This is a genomic window from Euryhalocaulis caribicus (genome assembly GCF_000412185.1).
GTDB lineage: Bacteria > Pseudomonadota > Alphaproteobacteria > Caulobacterales > Maricaulaceae > Euryhalocaulis > Euryhalocaulis caribicus.
The window spans coordinates 1-16,500 of record NZ_ASJA01000014.1; the positions used below are offsets into that span (position 1 = coordinate 1).

Here is a 16,500-nt window from a genome sequence, read left to right on the forward strand (position 1 = left end):
CATCCGCGTTGCAGCGTTATTCAAGCGGTATCGAGCGTCAGCTCCACAAGGCGCGAGAGCTTGGTCTCGGCAATGCGCACCATGTTCTCGAATTCACGCACGTCCTGGAAGTCGGCCATGACCTCGGACGCCTCCTGCAGCGTCGCGCGTATCTGCTCCAGATCGTCCAGCACCTGCCGCGTCGCGTAATAGGCCATTGCCCCTGCCGTCCACGAAACCGGCGGCCATTCCCCGCCCTGCGCAGCGAAGATTAATCCTTACCCGATACCAAGGCGTTGATCTGAAACTTAAAAATTTAAATCTCCCGGCCAGACCTTAACGAGATCGTACACGCTTTGCCCGCGGGCGCAGGCGCGCCGCCGGGATAAAGGATCGGGTTTTCCAGGAGAGGAAGGAGAAAATGGTGCCGCTTAGGTGACTCGAACACCTGACCCCATCATTACGAATGATGTGCTCTACCAGCTGAGCTAAAGCGGCCCCGTTTGAAGCGCGCGGAAGCTAATCTCTCCGCCGCGCGGGGGCAAGCGCGCAATGAAGCTGCACTGACATTCACGCAAAGAGCGTCAGCTGAGCTTGCGTGAACGGGTCAGGGCGTCATCCCCCGCTTCCTCGTATGTCTCGCCTTCCGGGCCCGGGTCATCGGGCGGCGGCGGGGGCGGGCTGGCCTCCGGCGCGCGGTCCTTGTCCTTCGGCCTGGCGGCGCGCGGTTTCCGCGGCTTGAGCGCCGGTTCGGGTTTTTCCGGTTCGGATTCCGGCTCCGGCGTCTCTTCCGGCGGGGCGATGACAGCGGCCGAGGCATAGTCTGGCTCCACGGCCGGTTCGGGATTTTCCGGCTCCGGCGCTGGCAGCGCGGCCAGCGGCGGGGCAAGCTGAATCTCGCGCTCATAACGCTCATGGCGCGGATGGATCAGCTTGGCGGCGTCGCCATAGCTGAACACCATGCGCATCCAGTCCTCGTCACGATAGTCGAAGGCCGGTCCGTCGGGGTCGAGGTCCGACCAGTCGGCCTCGCCCGGCGCGCTGGCCGCACGGTCGATCCAGTCGCGCGCCTCTTCGATATGGCCGCTCTTGTGCTCGATCTGGGCCATCAGGCCGCAGAGCCGGGCGCTGGGCGCGTCGCGGTCGATCAGGGGTTTCAACTCGTCCCGCGCCTTGACCATGTCGTCGCGCAGCAGCGCCGCCTCGGCGCGCTGGATGCGGCTTTCGCGGTGATCGGGATTGAGCGCGGCGAGCTTTTCCAGCCGCTCGGCGCGGTCAAGATTGGGCTCGTCCGGTTTCAGATCCCGCCATGCAATCGCGAGCGCGGGATGCGGCGCGGCGCGCCAGGAATCCTCGATCAGGCGCGAGGCCTTGCGCGGATGGCCGCCCTCCAGCAACAGGCGGGAGGCCAGCGCCACGGCGGGCGCAAAACCGGGCGACAACCGCGCGGCGGTCTCTGAAAGGCGGCCCGCGCGCTCCATCTGGCCCTGCGTCTCCGCCTGGCGCGCTTGCGCGGTCAGCAGCACGGCGCGGCGGCGCTGGGCGTTGTCGGGCGGCACATGGGCTTCCGCCTCGCCGGTCTTCAAGGTGGCCGCCGCATCGTTCCATTTGGCCTGACGGACCTGCGCCTCGAACAGCGTCTCGAACGCCCAGCGGCTGGCCGGGCGCGCCTCGAAGGCCGCGCGGGCGTGTTCGCTGGCGCTGGCCAGATCTCCGCGCTCGAACGCCGCGGCGGCAAGGCCCCGGCGGCCGACCACTTCCGTGCCGGGCGATTCCAGCAGCAGGCGGTATTGCGATTCCGCTTCGCCGATCAGCCCGTCGGCTTCCGCCGCGCGGGCGGTGAGAATGCGGGAAATGGCCGGACGGTCCAGAAGGCGGCCCGCGCTCTGCGCCTGTTTGCGCGCCTCCCCGCCCTCGCCCGAGGCCGAAGCGATCAGCGCTTTTTCCAGCGCGTCATAGCCGCGTGTCTGGCGCGAACGCGCCGCCGAGTCCCGCAGCCGTTCGGGCAAGTTCATCAACCAGCCGATGGAGCGCCACAGCACCGCCATCAGCACGCCCAGCGTCAGCAGGATGAACAGCGCCGCCCCGGCCGTCGTCTCGAAGACCCAGCCGCGGAATTCCAGCGTCGCCGCGCCGGGCGAAGCGGCGATCCAGGCCGCAAAGGCCGCCGCGAGGGCGGCGATAATCAGGATCGGGACCAGGCGCCTCATGGGGCGGCCTCCATCAGTTGATCACGTAAATCGTCAAGGGCAGAAATCGCCTGACGCCGGGCGCGGGCATCATCCAGCCAGTCGCTGGCGGCGTCGGCGGGCGCGCCGGTCAGGCTTTCCATGGCTTCAATGGCGGCCTCGAGGTCGCCGACTTTCAGGCTGGCGCGGGCGACATCCAGCGGATCGCCGGAGGCTTCCTCGTCAGAGCGCCGGAGCGTGCCAAGCCCGGAGAAAGCGCCGCGCGCGCGCTCGGCGAGACTCGCCTCACCCTGCCGCGCCGCGCGCACCTCCGATACGGGCAAGGTCTCCAGAAGCTCGGCCTCCGTCGCCACGCGGGCTGCGGCCAGCGGGCGCAGAACATCCAGCGCCCGGGCGTCGGTTTCATTCTCCAGCGCCGCCAGCTCCAGCTGGAACGCCGCGCCGCGCAGGGCGGCCTCGCGCAGGGCGGCGTACTGGAAGGCCGTCTGGGCCTTGCGGTCGCTCCCCGCATTCTGCTCCAGCGCCGTCAGGCGGGTTTGCAGGGACTGGAGCTGAGACTGCGCCTGTTGCGCGTTGCGGTTGGCCGTATCAGCGCGGTTCAAGGCCTCGCCCGCGCGTTCATCCTGTCCCGAGGGACGCGATTCCAGCGCCGCAATACGGTCCAGCAGCGTATCCAGCCGCTGCCGCAGCGGCGCGGGGTCGAAACGCTCGCCATTCTGGCCGCTTCTGACCTCTTCCACCTCTTCAGACAGCGTGGTCAGGCGGCTTTCCATGTCCGCCAGCTGGTTGCGCGCCTGTGAATCCTCGGTCGAGGGCGCGGGCGCGTTCGCCAGACGGCGTTCAAGCGCGGACTGATCTTCCTCAAGCTTTGCGATGCGGGCTTCCAGCGGGCCGAGATCGACAGTCTGCGCCGGCGCGGCGTCCGGCGCGCGGCGGTCCAGCCACCACGCGGCGGACCCGCCCAGCGCGCCGCCGACAAGCGCGGCGAAGATGATCGAGAAGACAAGCGCGCCGAAACCGACGCCGCCGGATTGGCGCGTGTCTCTGACTTCAGCGAATTCGGCGTCAATCGGTTCTGACTCGGGCGGCGCCGCGCCGGGGTCGTCGCTCTTGGGATCGTCGCTCATGGAGCCTCGTGTCTGTGCGGACGGTCTCTATGTAGGATGCCGCCCACCGGGCGAACAAGTCAGCGCGCCCGCCGGCAGATGCGATCCAGCGTCGCGAGGAGAGATTCCTCATCCGGTTTGGCCGCGGTTTCATAGGGAATGAAAAGCGGCCCCGCGGCGTTCCTGCTGATCGTGACATAGCGGAAAAGCCGGGCGATCCGGGCCGGGACGACAAGCGTAAAGGCCTCCGCCGCGCGCGCGGAATGAAACAGCACCACGTCTATGCCGCCCGCTTCGATGGCCTCCTGCGCGGCCTCGGGAATCGAATCGGCGGCGGCGGCGCGATAGACGATGCTGCGGTCGACCGAATAGCCGGCCTTCCCCAGCGACTGATGGATTTTCGCGGCGATATGCTCGCCCGAAGCGAACAGAACCGGCCCGCCCGCCGGGTCCAGCGTCCGCTGCGAAAGAGCCAATAAATCGTCCGCATCGCCCGCCGCGCTCTCCACGTCCGTGAAGCCGGCCTCCCGCGCCGCTTCCGCCGTGGCGTCGCCGACGCACAGCGCCCGCAGGCGCGCATCGCTGAGCGCGGCAAAGGCGCGGACGCCGTTGGCGCTGGTGAACAGGACCGCCTGATATTGCGACGGGTCCCGGTCCAGTTTGGGCGCAGGTTCAATGGTCAGCAGCGGCGCTACCAGCGGTTCATAACCCCGTTCGCGCAGACGTTCGGCCGTCTTGGACGCGCCCGGTTCGGAGCGGGTGATCCAGATTTTCTTCAAAGTTCGTACCGGATGGCGTCGCCCGCCTCCTCGCGGATTTCACCGCCAATCGTTTCGCCCAGCATGCGGGCGATGGCGACGAAATCGCCCGATAGCGGCGCACGGGCGTCACGCGCCCATTTCTGCGCGCCGTCCGGGGTCAGAGCCTCCCCCCGCAGCCGCAGATCGCCGTCTGCGATCTCAGCCAGCGCGGCGATGGGCGTGCGGCAGGAGCCGTCGAGCGCAGCCAGAAAAGCGCGTTCGGCGGCGATGGCGATGGTCGTCTGGCGGTCCGCGACATGGGCGGCGATCTCCAGCGCCCGCGCATCGTCCTCCCGCACTTGCAGGGCCAGCGCGCCCTGCGCGGCGGCGGGCAGCATGACCTCCACCGGCATGGGGTTTTCCGTCAGTTCGGGACGGCCGAGACGTTTCAGGCCGGAAACGGCCAGATAGGTGGCGTCCGCCTCACCCGCCGCGATCTTGTCCAGCCGCGTCCCGACATTGCCGCGCAGATTGACGATCTTCAGATCCGGGCGCCGGTTCAGCGTCTGCGCCTGCCGCCGCAGGCTGGCCGTGCCGATACGGGTGCCCGCGGGCAGGTCGTCCAGCGTGGCGGCGTCATAGCAGATGAAGGCATCACGCGGGTCCTCGCGCGGCGGACTGCCGGCCAGAACCAGACCGTCCGGATTTTCCGTCGGCACATCCTTCATGGAGTGAATGGCGAGACCGATCCGGCCCTCCAGCAGCGCTTCCTCGATCTCTTTCGTGAACAGGCCCTTGCCGCCCGCCTCGATCAGGCGGCGGTCCTGAATCCGGTCGCCGCTGGTCTTGATGACCTCGATCGGGAAGAGGCGCTCTTCCTCTTCCACCGGGACTTCCAGCGCGACGGCCAGCGCGCGGCGGACCTGTCTGGTCTGGGCCAGCGCCAGGGGGGAGCCGCGCGTTCCAATGACAAGGGGTGATTGCATGGAGGGGATCGGGGCCTTAATCGGTTGGACTGACATGGCTTTTGCCGCCGACCCATCCAAACCGCAAGGCGCGTCCGCTTCAAGCGGGCTTGTCGTGCTGGGGCTTGAAACAAGCTGCGACGAAACCGCCGCGGCGGTCCTGCGCCTGCGCGAGGACGGGTCCGCCGAGGTGCTGGCCGACTGCGTCTATAGCCAGATCGAGGAACACACCCCGTTCGGGGGCGTGGTGCCGGAGATCGCCGCCCGCGCCCATGTCGACGCGCTGGACGCGCTGATCCGGCGCGCGCTGGACGAGGCGCAAATGGGGTTCGCGGATCTGGACGCGGTCGCCGCGACATCCGGCCCCGGCCTTGTCGGCGGGGTGATGGTGGGGCTGATGACGGCGAAGGCGATTTCGCTGGCCGCCGATATCCCGCTGATCGCGGTGAACCATCTGGAGGGGCACGCCCTCTCCCCGCGCCTCACCGGCGCCTGCCCGTTCCCCTATCTTCTGCTTCTGATCTCCGGCGGGCATACGCAGCTTCTGGCGGTGGATGATCTGACCGAGATGACGCGGCTTGGCTCCACCATCGACGATGCCGCGGGCGAAGCGTTCGACAAGACCGCCAAGATCATGCAGCTGGGCTATCCCGGCGGACCGGCGATGGAGCAGGCGGCGCTGAGCGGCGACGCAACCCGCTTCGACCTGCCGCGTCCCCTGACCCGCTCTCCCAACGCCGATTTCTCGTTCGCCGGGCTGAAGACCGCCGCCCGCCGCGCCTGGGACGCGCTGGACAATCCGGACGAACAGGACCGTAACGATCTGGCCGCTTCCGTTCAGGCGGCCATCGCGGACTGCCTGGCCGACCGGTCGCGCAACGCGATGGCGATGTTTATCGAGCGCCACCCGGACGAGGCGGAGCGCCGCTTCGTGGTGGCCGGGGGCGTGGCTGCGAACAAGGCGGTGAAGAGCGCGCTGGAAACGGCCTGCGCCGATTTCGGCTTTACGCTCAGCGCCCCGCCCGCAAAATGGTGCACAGACAACGCCGTGATGATCGCCCTTGCCGGGGCGGAGCGGCTGAAACGCGGCGAAATCAGTGATCTGGACGCGCCGGCGCGCCCGCGCTGGCCGCTGGACCAGCGCGCCGCCGCCGATGACCCCGCCTCCGGCGCGGGCAGAAAAGGACCCAAAGCATGAGTGAAGCCTTCTCCAAAGTCGCCGTTCTGGGCGCGGGCGCGTGGGGCACGGCGCTGGCGCAGGTGCTGGCCCGCGCAGGCCGTGACGTCGTCCTGTGGGCGCATGAGCCGAGCGTGGTCGAGGCGATCCGCGAGGAAGGCGAGAACGAGATTTACCTGCCCGGCGTGGACGTGGAAGACGGCGTCACCGCCACCGGCGATTACGAGGATCTGGCCGACTGCGAGGCCGTGCTGGCCGTGGTGCCGGCGCAGCATCTGCGCAGCGTTCTGGAAGGCGCCGCGCCGCATATCGCCAAGGGCGCGCCGGTGGTGCTGTGCGCCAAGGGGATCGAGCGCGACACCGGCAAGCTGATGACCGACGTGCTGGCCGAAACCCTGCCCGGCGCGCCGGCAGCGGTCCTGTCCGGTCCCAGCTTCGCCATCGATGTCGCGCGCGGCCTGCCCACCGCCGTCACGCTGGCCTGCGCGGACGAAGCGCTGGGCATGAAGCTGGCCGAGACCATCTCCATCCCCGCCTTCCGTCCATACCTGGCCGACGATCTGATCGGGGCGGAAGTCGGCGGCGCGATCAAGAACGTGCTGGCCATCGCCTGCGGGATTTCGGAGGGCAAGGATCTGGGCGCGTCCGCCCATGCCGCGCTGATGACGCGCGGCTTTGCGGAAATGGCGCGGCTGGGCGTGGCCATGGGCGCGAAGGCGGAAACGCTGTCCGGTCTGTGCGGGCTCGGCGATCTGGTTCTGACCTGTTCGTCCACCAATTCCCGCAATATGAGCTGCGGCATGGCGCTGGGCCGCGGCGTGCCGCTGGACGCCATCATGTCCGGCCGCAAGGCGGTGACGGAAGGGGTCGCGACCGCGCCCGCCGTAGTGGCGCTGGCCGAAAAACACGGCATTGAAATGCCGATCTGTCAGGCCGTGGCGGCGATTCTGGAGGACAGGGTCAGCGTCGAGGGCGCTATCGAGGAATTGCTGAACCGGCCGATCAAGACCGAGCGGCTCTAGCCCCTCAGCGGATACTCCGCTTCCGAAATATAATGGTTCGCGCCGTATTTTGCGGGGCGCGAGGACCATAGCTCGAACCGGTCGACGGGGAAGCTGGGCAACTCGAACAGCGTCAGGCGCTGCACGAAGCTGATCACGCGCTTGATCTCCGCGCCGTTCAGATAGGCCATCGTCACATGCGGCGTGAAGGGGCGCTTGTCCGGCGCCAGACCGCTTTGCCGCGCCGCCTTGTTGCAGGCCGCCGCCAGCCGGGTCAGCGACTCATTCTCCTCCACGCCGATCCACAGCGCGTGCGGATCCTTGTTCCCGAAATACCCCGCGCCTTTCAGCGTCACCTCGAACGGCGGCTGGTTGATCTGGGCCAGATTGGCGTCCAGCTCCGCCGCGTCCGGCTCCTCCAGTTCGCCGAAGAAGCTGAGCGTGATGTGAAAATTCTCGCGCGGCCGCCATTTCGCCCCGCCCACGCCCTTTTGCAGCGGCACAAGGCGGTCCGCTACCTCTTCGGGAATCTCGATGGCGGTAAACAGGCGCAACGTCATGCGTTCTCCCTAACGCCGCCAGTAGGCGGGGCTCAAGAAGACGAGGATGGGAAACAGCTCCAGCCGCCCCAGAAGCATGGCGAAGACCAGAGTCCATTTGGCCGCGTCCGGCAGGCTCTGGAAATTGCCCGCCGGGCCGATGATGTCGCCAATGCCCGGGCCGACATTGGCCAGCGCCGTCGCCGCGCCGGAAAACGCCGTCGCAAAATCCAGCCCGATCATCGCCAGCGCCAGCGCCACGCCCAGAAAACACAGGACGAACAGCGCGAAAAAAGTGGTGACGTCGTCCTTCAGCTGCTGGTCGATGCGTTTGCCGCCATAGGTTTCCGGGATCATGCGGTTGGGCGAGGTCAGGCGCTTGAACCGCCAGGCGACAAGGCGGCTCAATATCTCGAACCGGAAAATCTTGATGCCGCCCGCCGTCGAGCCCGTGCACCCGCCAATGAAGGTCAGCACGAAGAACAACCCGACCGGGAACGCGCCCCATAGCGTGTAGTCGGCGGAGGCAAAGCCGGTCGTGGTAATGACCGAGACGATGTTGAACGCGGCCTGCCTCAGCGAGAATTCCACCGCGTGCCCGTGAAACATCAGCCAGAAAGACAGGATCACGGTCAGCGCGGAGATCAGTATCAGGAACAGGCGAACCTGGCTGTCCAGGAACAGACGCGCCGATTCCGAGCCCCCGACCAGAAGGCGCAGATAGAGCAGGAAAGGCAGCGCGGCGAGCGCCATGAAGACCGTCGCCGTCCACTGGATCGCGCCGCCATAACCGCCGAACGAGGAATCCAGAACCGCATAGCCGCCCGTGGCGATGGTGGTCATGGCGTGGTTTGCGGCCTCGAACATCGACATGCCGAAAAACTCGTACAGCACGCCGCAGGCGACCGTCATGGCGACATAGATGCCCAGAATGCCCGCCGCGATCTGGCCGGGACGCGGCAGCACCTTGTCCGGGCCGTCGGAGCGTTCGATCTCGAACAGCTGCATCCCGCCGACCTGCAGGAAGGGCAGCAGCGCGATGGACATGCCGATAATCCCGATCCCGCCCAGCCATTGCAGGAAAGACCGCCAGAGCAGGATGGAAGCCGGCATGTCGTTGAGGCCCGACAACACGGTGGATCCGGTCGTGGTCAGGCCCGAGACGCTTTCGAATACCGCATCCGCCAGCGTCAGTTTCAGCGGACCGAAGACGAAGGGCAGCGCGCCGAAGATCGACGCCGTGAACCACGCCACAACCGTCAGCAGGAATCCCTGCCGCAGCGTCAGCCGGATGCGCGTCCCGCGGAACATCAGCGCCAGCGCCGCCCCGGCGAAGGCGGTGAAAAAGGACGACAGGAAGAAGCCCGACCAGCGCCAGCCCGCATTGGCGACGTCCAGCCACGCCGTCAGGAACATCGCCCCGGCCAGCGCCAGAAGCAGCAGGCCAAGAGGATAGAAAACCGGGCTCAGGAAGCGCATGACGCCATGGCTCTACTCGGCCTTCGCCTCTCTGGCCAGCGCGGCTTCGTCGAACGTGAATCCCATCAGCAGGGTGCGCTGGCTGTTGGAGAAGTTATCGTCCGAGATCAGCCACAGCGCCGTCGAGCCGTCAGACTGCCCGGTCGCCGCGATCCCTTCGAAATTATCCAGCGTCAGGGGCGGTTCGATGATGGCCAGCCGTATCGGCTGAACCCGCCCCTCCGCCTCCGCCGCGGTTTCGCCGTCCAGCCAGCTGACCGCCGCGCGGTTTCCCACGCCCGGTAGATAGAAACGCTCCAGCAGGACCAGATTTCCGGCCGGCGTCACATCCATGCCCACCAGTCCGAAGCCGCCACCCGCCGCCGCAATCTCGAAGGCCGGGCCGGAGCGTTCGGCCGGGTCCTCGAACCGCCAGACAGGATGCCAGCCGCCAATGGCGTTGATGCTTTCCTCGCCGGCCAGCAGGCGGCCGTCGGAAAGAAAAGCCAGCGCCTCTATCCCGTGATTGCTGTCCAGCGGGTCGAGCCCCATCAGTTTCGGCCCCTCTGCGCGGGTGTTTGTATCGGGGTGGTAATATTCGATGCGGTGGTCGCGCTCGAACGACACCGCGATAACCCCGCCATGTGAGGCCAAGCCCTCGGAATCGCCGCGCGTCTTGCTCAGAGGCGCGCCCGCATCGTCCAGAAACGGATAACCGCGCAGCATGACCGATTGCGGACCGCCGCGTTCATCCAGACCGATGACGATTTCGCCCGCCATGCCTGAATCGCTGATCAGCCCACCGGACAGTGCGTCCGGGTCCGCGCGCTCCAGCTCCAGCGCCGAAAACCCGCCAAAGCGGGAATCCTGGGAATGCAGCTCCACCCCGCCCAGATAGGTCAGGCGTCCGACCGTCGATTGCGACGGATCTTCCGGGTTCATGTGCACCGGCGCGGTATCGACGCGAATAATGCCCGGATCTTTCGGCGGGTCTTCGGCCAGCGGCGACAGCGCGGCGGTCAGGGCAAAAAAGATTGCAAGCATTATGTGCGTGACTCCGCTTCAGGCCGGCGCACCCAGCCCGGATATTCCGCCAGCGCGCCAATCACGCTGATCACCAGCAGGGCCGCGATGGTAAACCATAAAAGCCCGTCAATCGTGACACCGGCCAGCATCATCCAGCCAAACAGCGCCGGACCGATGGCCGTGGACACCACCATGAAGGCGGTCATGGCGCTGCGCGCCGCGCCCAGCCGTTCGGGGCGCACCAGCTCGGCGATGATGGCGTTGCGGATCGTGCCGCCCAGTCCTGCCGTGGCGCCCGCCAACGCCATATAAAGGATCACCGCCGGCAGGCTGGCGCTGACGATCAGGGCCAGCGGGCCCAGCGCGAACGGGATCAGGTGAAGGGGAAACAGGCGATGCGCGGTGTAGCGGTCAATCAGGGGGCCGGAGATCAGCGATCCGGCCACCTGCGCCACGGCGAAAACCGTGAAAGCGGCGGCGAAGATCTGCAGCGTCATGCCCTTGGCCTCGGCGATCAGGCCCTGATGGAAAATCAGCGCGGTGACCAGAAGCGGGCCCGCCATGAACAGCGGCGCGACCAGCAGGAAATAAGCGGTGCGGAAGACGCGCGGCGGCGGCCCGTCATCGGCATTGGCGGCGCCGTCAGAGGCGGCCCGCCTGAAATCCTCCCGCCGCATGATCAGCATGATCGCCAGCGGAATGATCAGCGCCACGGCGGCGCCGGAAATCGAGTAGGTCATGCGCCAGCCCGCCGCGCCGATGGCGAACACCGCCAGCGCGGGCAGCATGAATTCACCCAGCGGAAAGCCAAGCGTGGACAGCGCCAGCGCCTTGCCCCGGTCGCCATGGAAGAAACGCGCGATGGAGGTCAGGGCGACATGAGACATAAGCCCCTGCCCGCCCAGCCGCACGAAGGCCATGCCGGCCGCCAGCGGCGCCAGACTCCACGCGCCGGCGATCAGGAAACAGCCCAGGCTGAGGAACACGCAGACCGCCGCCGAATAGGTCATCAGGTCGGTGCGGTCGATGAGCCGGCCGATAAAGGGAAGCGAGAATCCGCTGAACAGGGTGATCGCCAGATAGATATTGGCGAACCCGGCTTCCGACAGGCCGAATGTCTCGCTCCATGACGGCACGAACAGCGAAATGAAGAAGGTCTGTCCGACGCTGGAGCCGAAGCAGAACAACAGCCCGAACCCGATCAGGGCGGGCTCCTTCCATAAGAGCCGGAAAAAATTCAAGGCGTGTCCAGACCGTGCGGCCGCTTGAGCGTGGCCGCTCTCTTACTCCGCCGGGTTGTGTTTTTCGAGTGCGCGTTCCCGCGCATCCAGCGCCAGTTGCGTGGCGGCGAACACTTCACGGTCCTCCGGCTGGCCTTCGCGGCCGTCCTGGTTGGAGTGGCCGCGCGTATATTCGCCATTCTCGAAATACAGCTCCTTCGCGAAGGGCAGCGTTTCCGGCTCGCCCGAACCTTCGCCGACGATCACGCGCTCGCCGGTCTCGGTAAACTTCACCGGCTGCCCGTCCGCGCCGTACTGGATCAGGACTTCGGAGCCGCCATATTCGCCCAGATCCTGACGCTCGACCACGCGAACCAGCTGTCCATCCACGAACCAGGCGTCCCATTCGGCCGAGAGGTCCCCTTCCGAATAGCTGCCCTGCAGGGTGGGCGCGTTCATGGCGCCGTCCGCCGGGCGCGCCTGCGGCGCGGGCGCGGCATCGGCCAGGGCCGTATCGGCCTGGTCCGCCGCCGTTTCAGAGGACTGCGCCGGGGCGTCCGTGTCTTCCTGTGCGCTTTGCATCGCGGAATCCTCCGCCGGCGGTTCAATCGCCGTGTCCGCCCGTTCGGTCGTGTCCCGGTCGCCGCAGGCGCTGAGCGCCGCGGCGCAGGCCGTGATCAGGAAAATTTCGCGTATCGCCATCGGTCCCTCCGCTTGTCTGGAGCGATGATAACGCGATTCCGCGCCAAAGGGTTCGGCAATCAGGCGCTTTTTGCGCGGGAGTGCGGCGGAACCGACATGGCGCGCGGATGCGGGCCGTTCTCGTCAAACAGGGACGCCATCTGTTCGATCATGGCCCCGCCCAGCTGTTCCACGTCCACGATAGTCGCCGATTTCCGGTACCAGCGCGTCACGTCATGGCCGATGCCGATGGCGGCCAGCTCCACGTCCGAGCGCGTCTCGATCCAGTCGATGACCTGCCGCAAATGGCTTTCCAGATAGGCCCCGGAATTGACCGACAGGGTGGAGTCGTCCACCGGCGCGCCATCGGAAATCACCATCATCACGCGCCGCGCTTCCGGCCGGGCCATCAGGCGGCGATGCGCCCAAAGCAGGGCCTCGCCGTCGATATTTTCCTTCAGCAGGCCCTCGCGCATCATCAGGCCCAGATTGTCGCGCGAGCGCCGCCAGGGGGCATCGGCGCTCTTGTAGATGATATGTCGCAAATCGTTCAGGCGGCCCGGTTTCTCCGGGCGGTCATCGCCCAGCCAGTCCTGACGGCTCTGGCCGCCCTTCCAGGCCTTGGTGGTGAAGCCCAGAATCTCCGTCTTCACCCCGCATCGCTCCAGCGTCCGCGCCAGGATGTCGGCGCACAGCGCCGCCACCATGATGGGCCGCCCGCGCATGGAGCCGGAATTATCCAGCAGCAGCGTCACCACGGTGTCGCGGAATTCGGTCTCCGTTTCCTGTTTGAAGGAAAGCGGCGCGAACGGGTCCATCACCACCCGCGACAGGCGCGCGGTGTCCAGCACGCCCTCTTCCAGGTCGAATATCCAGGAGCGCCGCTGTTGCGCCATCAGGCGTCGCTGCAGCCGGTTGGCCAGACGCGCCACGACATGGGAGAGCGGGCGCAAATGCTGGTCCAGATAGGCGCGCAGGCGCGCCAGCTCCTCATCCTCGCAGAGGTCTTCGGCGGCGATGGTCTCGTCATGCGCGGTCGTGAAGACCTTGTATTCGGTGTCCGGCCCGTCAGCGGCGCGCACAGGCTTGGGCGTCGGCTTTGCCTCGCCGTCCTCGCCGGGCTGTTCGTGGTCTTCTTCGAAATCTTCCGGGCCCAGTTGCGACTGACGGTCGCCGCCGTCGGATTCGTCGTCCATGGCGTCCGGATCGTCCTCGCCGGGATCATCGTCGCCATCGCCTTCCTGGTCTTCGGGCTGATCCTCGTCGCCCTCGTCCGGCGGCTCGTCGGGGGCAGAATCGTCGTCCTCGTCGGTTTCCTCGCCGCCGCGGTCTTCTCCCAGCTCCAGGTCGCGGATCAGCTTGCGCGCCGCCTTGCCGTATTTCGCCTGATCCCCGGCGATGCCGGCCAGCGCGTCCAGCGCCGCGCCCGCCTTGTCTTCCAGCTCTTCGCGCCAGATATCCATGACGCCGGCGGCGGCCTCCGGCGCCTTGCGTCCGGTCAGGCGCTCGCGGATCAGCAGGTTCAGCGCATCGGCCAGCGGCGCGTCCTGCCGGTCCTCGATCCGCTGGAAGCCCTTGCGCTCGCAACGCTCGATCAGCGCCGCCTCGAGATTGTCCGCCACGCCCGGCAGGCGGTTGGCGCCCAGCGACTCCACGCGCGCCTGCTCGGCCGCCTCGAAGATGGATCGCGCCTGCCCGCCCTCGGGCCGGTTGGCCACGTGCGTATCGGAGTCGTGATAGGCCAGCCGCAGCGCCAGCGAATCCGCCTTGCCGCGTAGGCGCCGCGTATTGCCCTCCGACATATCCTTGGGGATAGACGGCAGGCGCACATGCCCGGCGACAATCCCGGCCGTGTCGCCGCCAAACCGCACTTCCAGCTCCGGCGCGCCCGAAATGGAGCGGACCGCATGCGTCAGCGCGCGCTTGAAAAGGTCTTGAGGGGTGTCCTTGTCGCTCAAGCCACCTTCACCCGGGTCGCCGCCTCGGGCAGGTCTTCGCCGAAGGCGCGTTGATAGAATTCGGCGATGGTCGGGCGCTCCAGCTCGTCACACTTGTTCAGGAAGGTGAGGCGGAAGGACAGGCCCAGATCGCCGAAGATCTGGTTGTTCTCCGCCCAGTTGATCACCGTGCGCGGGCTCATCACCGTGGAGATGTCGCCATTCATGAAGGCGTTGCGGGTCATGTCGGCGACCGAGACCATGCGGCTGATCGCCTCCCGTCCCGCGTCATTCTGATAATCGGGGGATTTCGCCAGCACGATCTCCACCTCTTCCTCATGGTCGAGATAGTTCAGCGTGGTGACCAGCGACCAGCGGTCCATCTGGCCCTGGTTGATCTGCTGGGTGCCGTGATACAGGCCCGTCGTGTCGCCAAGGCCCACCGTGTTGGTGGTCGCGAACAGGCGGAAGGACGGGTGCGGGCGGATCACGCGGTTCTGGTCCAGCAAGGTCAGGCGGCCCTGCGCCTCCAGCACGCGCTGGATCACGAACATCACGTCCGGGCGGCCGGCGTCATATTCGTCGAAGACCAGCGCGACCGGGCGCTGGATCGCCCAGGGCAGGATGCCTTCGCGGAATTCAGTGACCTGCTTGCCCTCTTTCAGGACGATGGCGTCTTTCCCCACCAGGTCGATGCGGCTGACATGGCTGTCCAGGTTCACCCGGATCAACGGCCAGTTCAGGCGCGCCGCGACCTGTTCGATATGGGTCGATTTGCCGGTGCCGTGATAGCCCTGAACCATGACGCGGCGATTGTGCTTGAACCCGGCCAGGATCGACATGGTCGTCTGGGGGTCGAAGCGGTAGGCGTCATCGAAATCGGGGACATATTCGTTCGCCTTGGAGAAGGCGGGAATCTTGATGTCGGCGTCCACGCCAAAAGTCTTTTTCGCCGGAATTTCGGTGTCCGGTTCGAAAATGGGAAAGGCGGGATCGTCGGTCGGGGCGGTTTGAAAATCAGTCATCGCCCGGAAACATAGGCAAGACCGTTCCCATCTTCCAGCCGCAAGCGTGTCGCGGACTCAGCCTTTCAGCTTGGCTTCCACATCGCCGCCCGGACGCGCATCGCCGATGCCCAGCCCCTGCGCCCCGTCAAAGCCCATCTCGGCGGCCAGACGGAAGGCCGCTTCGGTCTCCACGCCCTCGGCCACGGCCTCGATCCCCAGATCCTCGGCGATACTGACCACGGCCCGCATGACGGCGCGGGCGGCGGGATCTTTCACCGCGCGGATGGACAGATCGCGATCCGTCTTCACCGCGTCCAGCGGCAGATGGGACAGGCGGGTGAGCGAGGAATGCCCCGCCCCGAAATCGTCGAGCGCGATGGAAGCCCCCGCTTTTCGCGCGCCCTCCAGGATGTCGCGCGCGGCGCGGATATCCTGAATGGCGTCAGACTCGGTGATTTCGAGGCGCAGCGTCCCCCCCGGCAAATGCGCCTTGGCGCGCAGCTGGGCGATGGTGTCCGGCAGATCGAACGCGCCAATGTCGGAGCCGGCGATATTCACCGCCACGTACAGCCCCGCCGGCGAGATTTTCAGATTGCGCCAGGTGCGCAGCTCCCCGCACGAGGCCGCCATCATGCGCTTGGCCAGAATCGGCCCCAGCCCGCCGCGCTCCACGACCGGCATGAACGTCTCCGCGGTCAGCAGCCCCTTCTTGGGGTGGTTCCAGCGGGCCAGCGCCTCGAACCCCAGTGGCGCGCCGGTCTTCAGCGACACGATAGGCTGGAAGTGCGGCTCTATCCGACCCTGCTCGATGGCGGCGGGCAGTTCCGCCTCCAGCGGCAGGTTCGCGTCCTCGTCCTTCACGCCGCCGCCATTGACGGTGTCACCGCGCACGATGCCGAACAGAAGATGGTCCTGCCACTCGCCGTTAATGCGCAGATAGTTGCGGGCATAACCCTCCAGCCGGAAGCCCACGCGCTCCAGCACCCGGCGGGAGCCTTCATTGGTCGGGATGCAGGCGGCCTCCACCCGGTGCAGGTTCAGCGTCTCGAACGCAAAGCGCACCACGGCGGTCACGGCGCTGCGGGCATAGCCGCGGCGCGCGAATTTCTCGCCAATCCAGTAGCCGATTGTCCCGGTTTGAAGCACCCCCCGCTTGAGGCCGGAAATATTCACCCCGCCCACCATGGCGCCGTCGGAAGAGCGGAAGATCAGGAACGGATAGGCGGCCTCATCGCGCATGTCCTGCGCATAGCGGCGCAGGCGGCGCTTATAGGCGGGACGGGTCAGGTCGTCGGTCGGCCAGGATGGCTCCCAAGGCGTCAGGAAGCCGCGATTCTCGGCGCGAAGCTCCGCCCACTCCTCGAAATCCGACAGCTGTGGCGGCCGCAGGAAGACGTCATTTTCCTTCAGTGCGCCAAACATATCGGCAGGGTCCTGCAGGAGCGTCATCAAGCTCGCCATTGAGAAAACACCGT

Annotated in this window: 15 protein-coding genes and 1 tRNA gene; 2 read left to right on the forward strand and 14 right to left on the reverse strand. The window is 66.9% G+C overall.

Features of this window, described 5'->3' with window-relative positions; genetic code table 11:
• Positions 1-20: 20 nt before the first annotated feature.
• The 6 genes from L338_RS17610 to hemC form a co-directional block, all read right to left on the reverse strand.
• Positions 21-197, reverse strand: coding sequence for a hypothetical protein (locus L338_RS17610; protein ID WP_022698555.1), 177 nt, complete (start codon positions 195-197; stop codon positions 21-23).
• Between the two features lie 204 nt (positions 198-401).
• Positions 402-477: transfer RNA gene (locus tag L338_RS11590), tRNA-Thr, on the reverse strand.
• An 86-nt stretch (positions 478-563) separates the two neighbouring features.
• The gene (locus tag L338_RS11595) at positions 564-2,189 is read right to left on the reverse strand and encodes a heme biosynthesis protein HemY (protein ID WP_022698556.1); all 1,626 of its coding nucleotides are present in this window, start codon (positions 2,187-2,189) and stop codon (positions 564-566) included.
• Positions 2,186-3,295: a mitofilin family membrane protein gene (locus tag L338_RS11600; protein WP_022698557.1), complete on the reverse strand. Its 1,110-nt coding sequence runs from the start codon at positions 3,293-3,295 to the stop codon at positions 2,186-2,188. Before L338_RS11600 ends, L338_RS11595 begins: the two co-directional genes overlap by 4 nt.
• 59 nt (positions 3,296-3,354) lie before the next feature.
• Positions 3,355-4,053, reverse strand: a complete 699-nt coding sequence (locus L338_RS11605) for a uroporphyrinogen-III synthase (protein ID WP_022698558.1) — start codon at positions 4,051-4,053, stop codon at positions 3,355-3,357.
• Entirely contained in the window at positions 4,050-5,000 is a 951-nt protein-coding gene (gene hemC, locus L338_RS11610; RefSeq protein ID WP_022698559.1) for a hydroxymethylbilane synthase, read from the reverse strand. The genes L338_RS11605 and hemC overlap by 4 nt, the downstream gene beginning before the upstream one ends.
• 34 nt (positions 5,001-5,034) lie before the next feature.
• Between hemC and tsaD the strand changes: the two genes are divergently transcribed.
• Together tsaD and L338_RS11620 are read left to right on the forward strand one after the other, a co-directional pair.
• Entirely contained in the window at positions 5,035-6,177 is a 1,143-nt protein-coding gene (gene tsaD / locus L338_RS11615; RefSeq protein ID WP_022698560.1) for a tRNA (adenosine(37)-N6)-threonylcarbamoyltransferase complex transferase subunit TsaD, read from the forward strand.
• Positions 6,174-7,178: an NAD(P)H-dependent glycerol-3-phosphate dehydrogenase gene (locus L338_RS11620; RefSeq protein ID WP_022698561.1), complete on the forward strand. Its 1,005-nt coding sequence runs from the start codon at positions 6,174-6,176 to the stop codon at positions 7,176-7,178. The genes tsaD and L338_RS11620 overlap by 4 nt, the downstream gene beginning before the upstream one ends.
• Here the strand turns inward: L338_RS11620 and thpR are convergent.
• The 8 genes from thpR to L338_RS17100 are packed head-to-tail and all read right to left on the reverse strand — an operon-like array spanning position 7,175 to position 16,474.
• Entirely contained in the window at positions 7,175-7,717 is a 543-nt protein-coding gene (gene thpR, locus L338_RS11625; protein ID WP_022698562.1) for an RNA 2',3'-cyclic phosphodiesterase, read from the reverse strand. The two genes, L338_RS11620 and thpR, sit on opposite strands and share 4 nt — an antisense overlap.
• A gap of 9 nt (positions 7,718-7,726) precedes the next feature.
• Positions 7,727-9,175, reverse strand: coding sequence for a TrkH family potassium uptake protein (locus tag L338_RS11630; RefSeq protein ID WP_022698563.1), 1,449 nt, complete (start codon positions 9,173-9,175; stop codon positions 7,727-7,729).
• A 12-nt stretch (positions 9,176-9,187) separates the two neighbouring features.
• Positions 9,188-10,198 carry an esterase-like activity of phytase family protein gene (locus tag L338_RS11635; protein ID WP_022698564.1) on the reverse strand — a complete coding sequence of 337 codons (1,011 nt, stop codon included), beginning with the start codon at positions 10,196-10,198 and terminating at the stop codon, positions 9,188-9,190.
• Positions 10,198-11,421: an MFS transporter gene (locus tag L338_RS11640; protein WP_022698565.1), complete on the reverse strand. Its 1,224-nt coding sequence runs from the start codon at positions 11,419-11,421 to the stop codon at positions 10,198-10,200. Before L338_RS11640 ends, L338_RS11635 begins: the two co-directional genes overlap by 1 nt.
• A gap of 42 nt (positions 11,422-11,463) precedes the next feature.
• On the reverse strand, positions 11,464-12,102 hold the full coding sequence (locus L338_RS17615) for a hypothetical protein (RefSeq protein WP_022698566.1): 639 nt from the start codon (positions 12,100-12,102) through the stop codon (positions 11,464-11,466).
• 59 nt (positions 12,103-12,161) lie between these two features.
• Entirely contained in the window at positions 12,162-14,039 is a 1,878-nt protein-coding gene (cobT, locus tag L338_RS11650; protein ID WP_022698567.1) for a cobaltochelatase subunit CobT, read from the reverse strand.
• On the reverse strand, positions 14,036-15,043 hold the full coding sequence (gene cobS, locus L338_RS11655) for a cobaltochelatase subunit CobS (RefSeq protein ID WP_022698568.1): 1,008 nt from the start codon (positions 15,041-15,043) through the stop codon (positions 14,036-14,038). The genes cobT and cobS overlap by 4 nt, the downstream gene beginning before the upstream one ends.
• 57 nt (positions 15,044-15,100) lie before the next feature.
• The gene (locus L338_RS17100) at positions 15,101-16,474 is read right to left on the reverse strand and encodes a GNAT family N-acetyltransferase (RefSeq protein ID WP_022698569.1); all 1,374 of its coding nucleotides are present in this window, start codon (positions 16,472-16,474) and stop codon (positions 15,101-15,103) included.
• Between the last annotated feature and the right edge of the window lie 26 nt (positions 16,475-16,500).

Coding starts and splice junctions, on each gene's coding strand:
- L338_RS11630 (WP_022698563.1), bottom strand. CDS start 9,175: ATGCGCTTCCTGAGCCCGGTTTTCTATCCTCTTGGCCTGCTGCTTCTG.
- L338_RS11595 (WP_022698556.1), bottom strand. CDS start 2,189: ATGAGGCGCCTGGTCCCGATCCTGATTATCGCCGCCCTCGCGGCGGCC.
- tsaD (WP_022698560.1), top strand. CDS start 5,035: ATGGCTTTTGCCGCCGACCCATCCAAACCGCAAGGCGCGTCCGCTTCA.
- L338_RS17610 (WP_022698555.1), bottom strand. CDS start 197: ATGGCCTATTACGCGACGCGGCAGGTGCTGGACGATCTGGAGCAGATA.
- L338_RS11620 (WP_022698561.1), top strand. CDS start 6,174: ATGAGTGAAGCCTTCTCCAAAGTCGCCGTTCTGGGCGCGGGCGCGTGG.
- L338_RS17615 (WP_022698566.1), bottom strand. CDS start 12,102: ATGGCGATACGCGAAATTTTCCTGATCACGGCCTGCGCCGCGGCGCTC.
- L338_RS11635 (WP_022698564.1), bottom strand. CDS start 10,198: ATGCTTGCAATCTTTTTTGCCCTGACCGCCGCGCTGTCGCCGCTGGCC.
- hemC (WP_022698559.1), bottom strand. CDS start 5,000: ATGCAATCACCCCTTGTCATTGGAACGCGCGGCTCCCCCCTGGCGCTG.
- L338_RS17100 (WP_022698569.1), bottom strand. CDS start 16,474: ATGACGCTCCTGCAGGACCCTGCCGATATGTTTGGCGCACTGAAGGAA.
- thpR (WP_022698562.1), bottom strand. CDS start 7,717: ATGACGTTGCGCCTGTTTACCGCCATCGAGATTCCCGAAGAGGTAGCG.
- L338_RS11600 (WP_022698557.1), bottom strand. CDS start 3,295: ATGAGCGACGATCCCAAGAGCGACGACCCCGGCGCGGCGCCGCCCGAG.
- cobS (WP_022698568.1), bottom strand. CDS start 15,043: ATGACTGATTTTCAAACCGCCCCGACCGACGATCCCGCCTTTCCCATT.